11 protein-coding genes and 1 other annotated feature are annotated in these 13,261 nt (G+C 38.8%); all 11 genes read left to right on the forward strand.

Annotated features, from left to right (window positions below; translation table 11 throughout):
- Positions 1–104: 104 nt before the first annotated feature.
- Positions 105–2,732 carry a DNA polymerase I gene (gene polA / locus QI30_RS01730; protein ID WP_126989226.1) on the forward strand — a complete coding sequence of 876 codons (2,628 nt, stop codon included), beginning with the start codon at positions 105–107 and terminating at the stop codon, positions 2,730–2,732.
- 11 nt (positions 2,733–2,743) lie between these two features.
- Positions 2,744–3,616: a bifunctional DNA-formamidopyrimidine glycosylase/DNA-(apurinic or apyrimidinic site) lyase gene (gene mutM, locus QI30_RS01735; protein WP_126989227.1), complete on the forward strand. Its 873-nt coding sequence runs from the start codon at positions 2,744–2,746 to the stop codon at positions 3,614–3,616.
- Positions 3,617–3,627: 11 nt separating this feature from the next.
- Positions 3,628–4,230, forward strand: coding sequence for a dephospho-CoA kinase (gene coaE, locus QI30_RS01740; RefSeq protein ID WP_126989228.1), 603 nt, complete (start codon positions 3,628–3,630; stop codon positions 4,228–4,230).
- Positions 4,231–4,379: 149 nt separating this feature from the next.
- The gene (locus QI30_RS01745; RefSeq protein WP_126989229.1) at positions 4,380–5,399 is read left to right on the forward strand and encodes a glyceraldehyde-3-phosphate dehydrogenase; all 1,020 of its coding nucleotides are present in this window, start codon (positions 4,380–4,382) and stop codon (positions 5,397–5,399) included.
- Positions 5,400–5,588: 189 nt separating this feature from the next.
- Positions 5,589–6,074 (forward strand): transcriptional regulator NrdR, encoded by a 486-nt coding sequence (gene nrdR / locus QI30_RS01750; protein ID WP_126989230.1) that lies wholly within the window; start codon positions 5,589–5,591, stop codon positions 6,072–6,074.
- 30 nt (positions 6,075–6,104) lie between these two features.
- Positions 6,105–7,892: a DnaD domain protein gene (locus QI30_RS01755; RefSeq protein WP_126989231.1), complete on the forward strand. Its 1,788-nt coding sequence runs from the start codon at positions 6,105–6,107 to the stop codon at positions 7,890–7,892.
- Positions 7,893–7,901: 9 nt separating this feature from the next.
- Positions 7,902–8,834: a primosomal protein DnaI gene (gene dnaI, locus QI30_RS01760; protein WP_126989232.1), complete on the forward strand. Its 933-nt coding sequence runs from the start codon at positions 7,902–7,904 to the stop codon at positions 8,832–8,834.
- A gap of 55 nt (positions 8,835–8,889) precedes the next feature.
- Positions 8,890–9,124, forward strand: a binding site (T-box leader).
- Between the two features lie 81 nt (positions 9,125–9,205).
- Positions 9,206–11,137, forward strand: coding sequence for a threonine--tRNA ligase (gene thrS, locus QI30_RS01765; protein WP_126989233.1), 1,932 nt, complete (start codon positions 9,206–9,208; stop codon positions 11,135–11,137).
- Positions 11,138–11,444: 307 nt separating this feature from the next.
- A complete protein-coding gene (locus QI30_RS01770; protein ID WP_126989234.1) occupies positions 11,445–12,173 on the forward strand; it encodes a glucosaminidase domain-containing protein in 729 nt (242 codons plus the stop codon).
- 338 nt (positions 12,174–12,511) lie between these two features.
- Positions 12,512–13,018, forward strand: a complete 507-nt coding sequence (gene infC, locus QI30_RS01775) for a translation initiation factor IF-3 (protein WP_126989235.1) — start codon at positions 12,512–12,514, stop codon at positions 13,016–13,018.
- A 34-nt stretch (positions 13,019–13,052) separates the two neighbouring features.
- Positions 13,053–13,250, forward strand: coding sequence for a 50S ribosomal protein L35 (gene rpmI / locus QI30_RS01780; RefSeq protein ID WP_010288254.1), 198 nt, complete (start codon positions 13,053–13,055; stop codon positions 13,248–13,250).
- Positions 13,251–13,261: the final 11 nt, after the last annotated feature.

Genomic DNA, 13,261 nt, shown 5'->3' on the forward strand with positions numbered 1-13,261 from the left:
ACTTCTACCGGTCTTTTTTTGCGTTAAAAAGAACGTGTGTGCGACGATTTGTTGCTGGCATGGTAAGATAGAAGAGATAAGTTTACTAGGAAGGGAATGTAACGATGACAAAAGAAAAGTTACTATTATTAGATGGCAACAGTTTAGCCTATCGCGCATTTTTTGCGTTACCACTTTTAACAAATGAGCAAGGCATTCATACAAATGCCGTATATGGCTTTACGACGATGCTACAAAAGATTTTAGGAGAAGAAAATCCAACGCGCATTTTAGTCGCCTTTGATGCAGGGAAAACGACATTCCGCCATAGCACATTTAAAGACTATAAAGGAGGTCGTCAAAAGACACCGCCTGAGCTGTCAGAACAATTCCCGTATTTACGAAAATTATTAGATGCGTATAATATGAAGCGCTATGAATTAGAAATGTATGAGGCGGATGATATTATTGGAACATTGAGCCGTCAAGCAGATGAACAAGGCCTTGAAACGATTATTATTTCAGGTGATAAGGATTTAACACAATTAGCATCGGATAATACAACAGTTTATATTACGCGTAAAGGCATGACCGATATTGAGCACTATACACCGGCACATATTCAGGAAAAATACGGTTTAACACCGCTGCAAATTATTGATATGAAAGGCTTAATGGGCGATTCATCAGATAATATTCCAGGTGTCCCAGGGGTTGGTGAAAAAACGGCCATTAAATTATTAACGCAGCATCCGACCGTTGAAGAAATTTATGCACATCTTGAGGACGTCAAAGGTGCAAAATTAAAAGAGAAACTTATGGCGAATGAGGAGCAAGCTTTAATGAGTAAAGAGCTTGCGACAATTAACCGTGATGTACCACTTGAGTTATCGATTGATGATTTGGCATGGAGTGCACCAGATACAGAAGCGTTATTTGGTATTTGGCGTGAGCTGTCATTTAAATCATTAATTGAAAAAAGTGATTTAGCTGTTGAGGAAACGACAGAGAAAAAAGATATCGCGTGGGAAATCGTCGATGATATGACGGATAAATTAACGGACACAATGGCTGTGCATGTCGAGCTAGAGGATGAGCATTATCATAGCTGTGCGATTTTAGGTGTTGGTTTTACGGCTGGTGAAGCTTCTTACTATATGCCATTTGAAGCGGTACAGCAATCTGAAGTAGTCAAAGCATATTTAGCAGATGATACGAAAATAAAATATGTTTATGATGTGAAGGCACAACGAGCTGCACTTCACCGCTTTGGTATCGCATTAAATGGTGTCAAAGCCGATATGCTATTAGCTGCCTATATTGATGAAGCAGGTCAAAACTTAGACGATGTGGCTACGGTTGCGAAAAGCTATGGCTATTATGATGTGCAAGTAGCGGAGCAAGTCTATGGTAAGGGCGCAAAACGTGCTATACCAGAGCAAGTCGTACTAGCAGAGCATGTAGCACGTAAAGCATTAGCTGTTTGGCATGCGCTTCCGACGATTGAGAAAGCATTACAAGTTAAAGAGCAATTTGAATTATACAAAACGATTGAGTTACCACTAGCACTTATTTTATGTGACATGGAATGTGCTGGGGTTGTTGTAAATGAGCAACGTCTAATCGAAATGGGTGAGGAGCTTACATTAAAATTAGATGCGATTGAGCAAAAAATCTACGCATTAGCAGGAACAGAATTTAATATTAATTCACCGAAACAACTAGGCGTTGTTCTATTTGAAAAACTGGAACTTCCTATTATTAAAAAGACAAAAACCGGTTATTCAACAGCAGCGGATGTGCTTGAAAAGCTACAACCTGAGCATGACATTATTGATTACATTCTAGAGTTTCGTCAGCTTGGAAAGTTAAAATCAACGTATATCGAAGGCTTATTAAAGGTCGTACATGAAAAGGATCATAAAATTCATACACGTTATCAGCAAGCATTAACTGCTACAGGACGTCTAAGCTCGATTGACCCGAACTTGCAAAACATTCCAGTCCGCTTAGAGGAAGGGCGTAAAATTCGTCAAGCATTTGTACCAAGTCATGAGGGCTGGAAGTTGTTTTCTGCCGATTACTCACAAATTGAATTACGTGTATTAGCGGATATGGCAGATGAAGCGAACTTAATCGATGCTTTCAAGCATGATTTAGATATTCATACGAAAACAGCAATGGATGTGTTTGGTGTAGCGAAAGAAGATGTGACATCAAATATGCGTCGCCAAGCAAAAGCTGTAAATTTTGGTATTGTATACGGTATCAGTGATTATGGATTATCACAAAACTTGGGTATTACGCGTAAAGAAGCGGCCAAATTTATTGAACGCTATTTTGAAAGTTACCCAGGCGTACAGGGCTATATGAGCTCGATTGTTGAACAAGCGAAAAAGGACGGTTATGTTACAACGCTACTAAATCGTCGTCGTTATTTACCGGATTTAAAGAGCCGTAACTTTAATGTACGTAGCTTTGCAGAACGTACAGCAATGAATACACCAATCCAAGGGACAGCAGCAGATATTATAAAAAAAGCAATGATTGATATGGCGGCTGCACTAAAAGCGAAAAATTTACAAGCAAAAATGCTTCTACAAGTACATGATGAGTTGATTTTTGAAGCACCACCTGAAGAATTAGCTATTTTAGAAGAGCTTGTGCCGGCTGTGATGGAAGCAGCTGTTAAATTAAAAGTACCATTAAAAGCAGATGCTGCATCTGGTAATACATGGTACGACGCGAAATAGGAGGAGAGATTTTGCCTGAATTACCAGAAGTAGAAGGTGTTGTTCGTATGCTGAAACCAGCTGTTGAACATAAAACAATTCAACGTGTCATCGTGTCTCCGGTTATTTACGCATCAAAAGCGGCTGGAAAAGAAGCAATTATTAAAGGCCAAACACCAGAAGCATTTATTGCAGCAGTAGAAGGAATGACGATTGAACATATTGAACGACATGCAAAATATATTTTCTTTACGATGTCGAAAAACGGCGGGCAACAATTAATCGTCAATCATTTAGGGATGTCAGGAGCATGGTTTCATGTTGCACATCCGGATGATGTGACAGAAGGGAAATTTCACAAGCATATGCATGTGATGTGGCAGTTAGCAGCGGAAGAATGGTTAATTTATGCGGATATTCGTCGCTTTGGCGAATTACGCTTATTGCGAGAAGTTGCGGATTATCCGCCGCTACTTGCAATGGCACCTGAACCGTTTGACGACGTTGCAATGGATTATTTTCTAGAAAAATGTACGCAGAGAAAGTACAATAATAAAGCCATCAAAGCTGTTATTATGGACGGACAAGTCGTAAGCGGCTGTGGGAATATCTACGCAACCGAAGCACTATTTAGAACAAAAATACATCCGGGACGAAAAGTGTCCCAAATAGATAAAGCCCAATTACGACAGTTATTTCAAGAAATTGTTGCAGTTTTGACAGAAAGCATCGCATTTGGTGGCTCTTCTATCTCAGATTATCGAAATATTAACGGTGAAGCAGGAGGCATGCAACACCATTTGCAAATGTATGGGATGAAAAAATGCCCAATGTGTCATACTAATACAGAGCAACAAATTATCGCTGGACGAAACTCCTTTTATTGTCCAAACTGTCAACGCTAGGGGGAAGAAAAATGATTATCGGTTTAACAGGAAGTATTGCAAGTGGAAAAAGTACGGTCGCAAAAATGTTTGAGGATTTAAAGATTCCAATCGTTGATGCGGATAAAGTAGCACGTGTTGTAGTCGAACCAGGTCGTGAAACATTACAGCAAATTGCGGCTCAGTTTGGCGACGATGTCATTTTAGAAGATGGCCATATGAATCGTAAAAAAGTAGGAGATTTGATTTTTCATGACCCAACAAAGCGAAAACAATTGAATGAGATTATTCATCCGGCGATTCGAAAAGAAATGCTTCGACAACGCGACAAACACTTGTCTGACGGGCATCCACACGTTGTTATGGATATTCCGTTATTGTTTGAAAGTGGTCTTCAAAGTTATGTCGAGAATATTCTTGTCGTTTCTGTTTCAGAGGAAAATCAATTAAAACGCTTGATGGCTCGAAATGATTTAACCGAGCAAGAGGCACGCGCACGCATTAGCTCACAACTGCCGATTTCAGTAAAAGAAAAAGGAGCAGATGCGGTTATTTATAACAATGATTCGGTTGCATCAACAAAAGAACAATTACATTATATTTTAAAAAAATGGGGTGTTCTACAAGAGCTGTAAAAAGCTCTTGTTTTTTTGTTTATTAAATTGTCAGAAAATAAAATCTTTAAAATTTAAGTGAAAAAAGGTTTTCCTTTTCGTTTAATGTGCTATACTAATTGCAAATAAGATGTTCAATTCAAACACAACCACATAGGAGGATTTATATAATGACAGTTTCAATTGCGATTAACGGATTTGGCCGCATCGGTCGTATGGTATTTAGAAAGGCTATGGCAGAGGATTTAAATATTGTAGCAATCAATGCTAGCTATCCTTCAGAAACTTTAGCTCACTTAATTAAATATGACACGACACATGGTCGTTTCGATGGTTCTGTTGAAGCCGGTGAAGATTTCTTAGTTGTAAATGGTAAGCGCATACAATTAGTAGCTGAGCGTAACCCACTTTTATTACCTTGGAAAGAAATGAACGTAGATATCGTGATCGAAGCAACTGGTAAATTCAATGAACGTTCAAAAGCTGCACAGCATTTAGAAGCCGGTGCCAAAAAAGTAATCTTAACAGCACCTGGTAAAAATGAAGACGTAACAATTGTGATGGGTGTAAATGATGATAAATTAGATTTATCAAAACATGATGTCATTTCAAATGCATCATGCACAACAAACTGCTTAGCGCCAGTAGCAAAAGTCTTAAATGACACATTTGGTATCGACAACGGTTTAATGACAACTGTGCACTCATACACAAATGATCAAAAAAATATCGATAACCCACATAAAGATTTACGTCGTGCACGTTCTTGCGCAGAATCAATCATTCCAACTTCTACAGGTGCTGCAAAAGCATTAACACTTGTATTACCGGAATTACAAGGTAAATTACATGGTATGGCTTTACGCGTTCCAACACCGAATGTGTCATTAGTAGATTTAGTTGTTGATTTAAATGAAACAGTAACGGTTGAACAAGTAAATAATGCATTCAAGAAAGCTTCTCAAGGCGCATTAAAAGGTATCTTAGATTACACAGAAGAGCCACTTGTATCAAGCGACTTCAACACAAATCCTGCATCAGCAACAATTGATGGCCTAACAACCATGGTTATGGGCGATAAAAAGGTAAAAGTACTTGCATGGTATGATAATGAGTGGGGTTATTCTTCACGTGTTGTTGATTTAACGAAAAAAGTAATCGCTGGTTTAGCAACAGCAGTTAACGCTTAATTTAAACCCTAAAAAAATCCTAATTCATATGTATTGAAAAAGACCGAGAATGCCACTCGGTCTTTTTGCGTTTTAAAACGGAAGAAAGTCAGACTTTTCTTTAGAAATAACGACATCTATTCGATTTTTAATGTGGTTTTTTGATATAATAAGTAAACTATAAGATATATATCAGGAGAGTAGAAAACTATGAGATGTCCAACGTGTCAATATAACGGAACAAAAGTAATTGATAGTCGCCCTGTAGATGACAATAAGGCAATTCGCCGCCGTCGTGAATGCGAATCATGTGGCTTCCGTTTTACAACATTTGAAAAAGTAGAAGAAATGCCATTGATCGTTGTGAAAAAAGATGGTTCTCGTGAAGAATTTAGCCATGAAAAAGTGCTGCGAGGGTTAATTCGTGCGTGTGAGAAGCGCCCGGTTGCATTGTCTGTACTCGAAGAAATTGTTTTTAATATTGAAAAAGAATTACGACGACAAGGTAATGCAGAAGTAAAATCAGAAGATGTTGGGGAAATGGTTATGGAGCGCCTTGCAAAAATTGATGAGGTATCTTATGTGCGTTTTGCATCTGTTTATCGTCAATTTAAAGATATTTCGGTGTTCTTGGAGGAAATGCGTGATTTGCTGGAAAAGCAAACGAAGGAAAAAGAGCAATCGAATGATGAATAGGAAACAAGGGCAATAAGGAGGCGCATTACAGTGGTAAATTTATATCGAGAATTACAGCCAGTAGACCGACTGTCGATTCGTATTCCTTTCCCATTATCAAGCTATGAACGAAAATTAATTACATTACTTTATCAACCATTAATCGGTCCCGATGCTGTTAGCTTATATTTTATGCTATGGGCTGAGGGTGAGGATATGATCGAAACAAATCTGTCGCATTATCATTTAATGAATGCGCTTGATATGCCGATTGCACAAGTGTTTGAATCACGTATTGCATTAGAAGCGATAGGATTATTACGTAGCTGGCGTCGTGAGGAAGATACGATGCGATCCTTTATTTATGATGTCATGCCACCGCTTGATGCGAAATTATTTTTTGATGACCCTATTTTATCGATGTTTTTATATAGCAAGATTGGGGAGCATGCGTATCGTTTATTAAGACAGCGCTTTATTGTGAAAGGGTCGACAACGGCAGGTTATAGTGATGTGTCGCGCTCATTTATGGATGTCTATCAGCCGGTGCAGCAACATATGCCACCAAATGACTTGCAGATGTCTACAGGTGTAGAGAAGCCAAAAGACATCCCATTTGATACACATGATTTTGACTTTGAGGCACTACGTCAAGGATTGTCAGAGCAATTAGTGCCGCAGTCTGTTTTGACACCGGAAATGAAAGTGCTAATTGCAAAAACGGCCTTTTTATATCATTTATCACCGAAAGATATGCAGCAAATTATTATGATGGCTTTAGATGAAACGATGCACATTAATGAAGCAAAATTAAAAAAATCAGCATCCAGCTATTATAAGATGACGATTTCTACAGAGCCACCGACAATGAAAAAATTTGTGAAGGTGGAAGAAAAGATACAAACTGAAGAGCCACAAAAAGAAAGTAAGACGAAAAAGGATGGCGTGATTGAAAACTTCAATGCATTGTCACCAATTGAAACGCTAAGTGCGCTTGCAGGAGATAGACCACCTTTTCCAAAAGATATTGAGTTAGTAGAAGAATTAGTTATGTCGTATGATATGCCAATGCCTGTCGTGAATGTATTGATTCATTATACGTGCTTACGAAATAATGGTCGCTTGAATAAAAATTATATGCATGCAATCGCGAGTGCTTGGCGCTACTCAGGTGCTGAAACAGCAGAAGAAGCGATGAAGATGGCACGTGACTTTGAGCATAAAAAGCAAGTGAAGGAAGAGCCGAAGACATTAGTAGCAAGTGATGCGATGCATGAGCAATATAAAGTGCTACGTGCAGCGGCGGGCGCTTTTTATCAAATCGAAGTGGCAAAAGATGGTGCGTATTCAGAAACGGAATTGAAAACGAAAACGATTGAGCTTTTTGAGCAAACAGAGCCCATGACCTTCCTTCAAATGTTGAATGACGGTAAAGAACCATTTTCTAATGATGTAAAAGTGATTCAAAAAGCGCTGGAATCATTTGATATGCCACAAGAAGTGTTTAATGCATTGATTCATTACGCTTATTTTGTGAGCACGAATTCAATTAATCTGAATTTCTTAGAGGCCATTGCAGGGAGCTGGCGTAAGGAAAATATTGCGACTGCTGAAGCAGCACTTGATTATGCAAAGGCGTACCAGCAATCAAAATCAACGAAATATTATAAAACATCCTATACGAAACAACCACAAGTAGATGAAACAAAACTACCGGGCTGGTTTAAAGATGGTCAGCATAAAAAACATGTGGAAGAACAATCTGAACAGACGACCGAAAAAGATTTTGAGGCGGAACGTCGGAAAATATTAGAAGAACTCGGCCTTGATGAAGGGTAGGTGAACGCCGTGGAACCGATAAAAAATCAAATCCAAAAGAAAATGGATGGCGCATTTGAAGAACGTTTAGCGAAGATGCAACAAGGTGTGCTGGCACATCCAGCGATTCAGGCGTTTATTCAGCAACATCAGTTATCAAAAACAACAATAGAACGTGGTATGAATAAGTTATTTGAATACACATCACAACAACATGACTGTAGTCAATGCGAGTCGGTGGCGCTGTGTAAAAATCCAATTAATGGCCTTGTACCGCAACTAATTGTAGAACGTGGCAATATCGATTTAGAGTATGTACCATGTGAGACGAAACGCATAGAGGATGACCGCCGTAAAACGGCTTCAATGATTTCGAGTATGCACATGCCTCGTGAAGTAATGAAGGCGACACTTGAAGATATTAAAGTCGATAGTGAACAGCGTCTTAATGCGTATAAAGAAGCAATGGCCTTTATTAGCCAAACGAAAAAAGATCCGGAGCATTTGCCACATATTGGTCTTTATTTACACGGGAGTTTTGGTGTCGGAAAATCCTTTGTGCTAGCAGCGATTGCAAATGAGCTTGCATCGATGCAAGTACGTACGATTTTAGTGTATGTGCCAGAATTTTTACGTGAGCTAAAAAGTGCAATTGGTGAAAATTCGTTAGAAGAAAAGATTGATTTCGTTAAAAAAGCACCTGTTTTAATGCTAGATGATTTAGGTGCGGAAACATTGACAGCGTGGACGCGTGATGAAATTTTGGGAACGATTCTCCATTATCGTATGGCGGAGAGCCTGCCTACATTTATTTCATCGAATTTAAATTATGAAGAGCTTGAGCAGCATTTGGCACGAACAAAAGGGGATATTGACCCTGTCAAAGCAGGCCGAATTATGGAGCGTATTCGCACAATTACAAAATCTGTTGATATGACAGGTGAAAATCGTCGTAGCTTTTAATCATCACCTCTTGAAGTTTTATAAAAAAACGTATATAATTTGTTTCATAAAATGAATAAATGCAACGAAAAGGACAACAATGATTTGTACGACTTTCAGAGAGAGAAGTATTAGGTGCGAGCTTCTTAGTACGGCAAATGATTTACCACCTTGGAGCAGCGGCAGTGAAGTATGAGTAATTGTCGACGGTAGCGGCCCGTTAGCCGATCGAGAGCTTCGTCTTTGTACGCCACTAGTGGGTACATGGAAGGAAGAAGGGTGGAACCACGAGTATACATCTCGTCCCTTTGCGGACGGGATTTTTTTTATGCAAAAAATCTCCAGCTTGTGGCCTAGAGCGCTCGAAACATACCAAAGGAGAGAATTTTAAAATGGCAGACATGATTAACTTAACATTCCCTGATGGCTCTGTAAAAGAGTTTGAAAAAGGGATCACTACAGATGCAGTAGCAGCGGCAATTAGTCCAGGATTACGCAAAAAAGCACTTGTTGGTAAATTCAACGGAGAACTAGTTGATACAAAAACACCACTTGAAAAAGACGGTACAATCGCCATCTTAACACAGCAAGATGACGAATCACTTGATGTTATGCGTCACTCAACTGCGCACCTTTTAGCGCAAGCATTAAAACGTCTATATCCTGGCATTAAATTAGGTATCGGACCAACAATTGAAAATGGTTTCTACTATGATGTTGATTCTGAAACACCAATTACTGCTGAAGATTTCCCGGCAATTGAAAAAGAAATGAAACGCATCGTTGCAGAAAACTTAGATATCGTACGTCATGACGTATCTCGTGCAGACGCACAAGCGAAATTTGAAGAAATTGATGATGAATATAAATTAGAACTTCTTGAAGCAATTCCTGAAGACGAACAAGTATCAATCTATTCACAAGGCGAATTCTTCGACCTTTGCCGTGGTATCCACGTACCATCAACAGGTAAAATTAAAGAATTCAAATTATTGTCAGTAGCAGGTGCGTACTGGCGCGGAGATTCTAAAAACAAAATGTTACAACGCGTATACGGTACTGCATTCTTCGATAAAAAAGATTTAAAAGCACATCTTCAAATGCTTGAAGAAGCAAAAGAACGTGACCACCGTAAACTAGGTAAAGAATTAGAATTATTCACTACAAATAAATTAGTAGGTCAAGGTTTACCATTATGGTTACCAAACGGCGCAACAATCCGTCGTACAATTGAACGCTACATCGTTGATAAAGAAGTTTCACTAGGCTACAAACATGTTTACACTCCAGTAATGGGCTCTAAAGATTTATACGTAACTTCTGGTCACTGGGATCACTACCAAGAAGATATGTTCCCACCAATGGAAATGGATAACGAAACATTAGTATTACGTCCAATGAACTGCCCTCACCATATGATGGTATACAAATCAGCAATGCGCTCATACCGTGACTTACCACTTCGTATCGCAGAGCTTGGTATGATGCACCGTTATGAAATGTCAGGTGCTGTATCAGGGTTACAACGTGTACGTGGGATGACTTTAAACGATGCCCACCTTTTCGTACGTCCGGATCAAATTAAAGAAGAATTCAAAAAAGTAGTTGAATTAATCTTAGCTGTGTATAAAGACTTCGATTTAAATGACTACGAATTCCGTTTATCTTACCGTGACCCTCAAGATACTGAAAAATACTTCGATGACGATGCGATGTGGGAAAAAGCACAAAGCATGTTAAAAGAAGCAATGGATGACCTTGGCTTAGATTACTACGAGGCTGAAGGCGAAGCAGCGTTCTATGGTCCAAAATTAGACGTTCAAGTAAAAACTGCTATCGGTAAACAAGAAACATTATCTACAGTACAACTTGACTTTTTATTACCAGAACGCTTCGACCTTGGCTATGTAGGTACAGATGGTGAATTACACCGTCCAGTTGTTATTCACCGTGGTGTTGTATCAACAATGGAACGTTTCGTAGCCTTCTTAATCGAAGAATACAAAGGTGCATTCCCAACTTGGTTAGCTCCTGTACAAGTTCAAGTAATCCCAGTATCAAATGACGTTCACTTCGACTACGCGAAAAAAGTAGAAGAACAACTTCAAGCTGCTGGTATTCGCGTAGAAATGGATTACCGTGAAGAAAAACTTGGTTATAAAATCCGTGAAGCACAAATGAAAAAAATTCCGTACATGTTAGTACTAGGGGATAAAGAAGTAGAATCTGACAGCGTAAACGTACGTAAATATGGCTCTAAAGATTCTGAAACAGTAGCGTTTGCTGAGTTCTTAGAAAAATTAGTGGCAGAAGCAAATCGCTAAATTTTATAAAAAGAGACTGTGACAAAACACGTCATTTTCCTTTTTAGCATTCGCAACGAAAAACCGGAACCGCGCCCCAGCGCGATTCCGGTTTTTTTATGCTCATAGAAGCGGTTGTTTTTACACATATGTCAAAGCCTCTTTCTTTTATGCGATTTTTTCTGCTTTTTTTGATGTCATTTGTAACATTTACATAAAAAATAATACAAATGTATGATTTATTGTTTGTTTGTGCATATTTTTGTGAAAATAGAGGAATGTAGAAGGATATAGATAAAGTACAGAATTTAACTGAAAGAGGGATTTTATGAAAAAAATATGGAAACGAGCCGCTACCGCTGTGGCTTTTACAGGAATATTATCAGCGGGAGTAATGGACGCACATGCAGATTATAAATCAGATTTTGTTTATACATATGCTGGCAGTGCCCAAACACTTGCGAATCAAATGAATTTATATCCATCTGTTATGATTGCGCAAATGGCTTTAGAAAGTAATTACGGTACGAGTGGACTAACGCAATCAGCAAATAATTTATTTGGTGTCAAAGGTAGTTATGGCGGTAAATCAATTGTGCTTAAAACACAGGAGCAAAAAGGGAAGAAGCTCGTAACAATTAAAGATCATTTCCGTTCATATCCATCTAAATGGGCATCAATGGTTGATTACACGAAAGTGATGCAAGGCAGCCACTTAAGCGGCGCTTGGGTATCAAATACATCAAACTACCGCCAAGCAACGCGTGCACTACAAGGGGTTTATGCAACAGATCGTTATTATAGCTCGAAATTAAATGCCATTATTGCACAATATGGCTTAACACGTTATGATACAAAGCAAGCGAAAACAACGAAAGTAAGCTACAAGGTGAAATCTACTTCAACATCAGGCCGTATTACACATACAGTTCGTGCTGGTGAGACATTATCGAGTATTGCGGTGAAATATGGTGTGCCAGAACGTACCATTGCAGCTAGAAGCGGCTTAGCGAATACCAATCATTTAGTAGCGGGGAAACGATTAGTTATTAAATAGTAGAAAAAAAGGGATGTGAAACTTTTATTGAAAATAAGTTTGACACCCCTTTTTCTATGTGATAATATAAGTGAGGTTAATGAATACAATAGTTTGAGGTTAAGAAGAGGCTGCCCGCTTCTCACCTAGTTCTCGTCTTTAATTAGTACGAGCGGGTTATGAAAACAAATCGCACATGCGCATTTCGCATGAACATATATATTGCGGGCGGACATTTCGAATTTCGACTATGTCCGCCTTTTTTTGTGGACATCGAAATACCGACCGATTTTCGGGCAATCAAGCCCAAACACTGTATTCGCGACACTACTTGGAGGTGGATTATCATTAGCAAAGACATGTATGTAAACGACGGTATCCGTGCCCGTGAACTTCGTGTTATCGACCAAAATGGTGAACAGCTAGGAGTTAAAACACGTAATGATGCTTTGAAAATTGCAGAACGTGCAAACTTGGATTTAGTCCTTGTGGCTCCACAAGCTAAGCCACCGGTTGCTCGTATTATGGACCATGGTAAGTTCAAATTCGAACAACAAAAGAAAGATCGCGAAGTACGTAAAAACCAAAAAGTAATCGTATTAAAAGAAGTACGTTTAAGTCCTACTATCGATGAACACGATTATCAAACAAAATTACGTAACGGGATTAAATTCCTTGAAAAGGGAGACAAAGTTAAAGCGTCTATTCGCTTTAAAGGTCGTGCAATTACGCACAAAGAAATCGGTCAACGTGTATTAGACCGTTTCGCTGAAGACTGTAAAGAAGTAGCAACCGTTGAACAACGTGCGAAAATGGAAGGTCGCAGCATGTTCTTAGTATTACAACCTAAGAACGAAAAAAAATAACTTTTTAGTTGAACAAGCTTAGGAGGAATTCGAAATGCCAAAAATGAAAACTCACCGTGGCGCTGCTAAACGTTTCAAAAAAACTGGTAGCGGTAAATTAAAATTTGACCGTGCTTACGGAAGCCACTTATTCGCAAACAAATCTACAAAACAAAAACGTCACCTACGTAAAGCTGGTATCGTATCAGCAGGCGACTACAAACGCATCAAATCTTTATTAGCTTACAAATAATCATTTAGATC

This window comes from Candidatus Kurthia intestinigallinarum (assembly GCF_003991225.1).
GTDB lineage: Bacteria > Bacillota > Bacilli > Bacillales_A > Planococcaceae > Kurthia > Kurthia populi.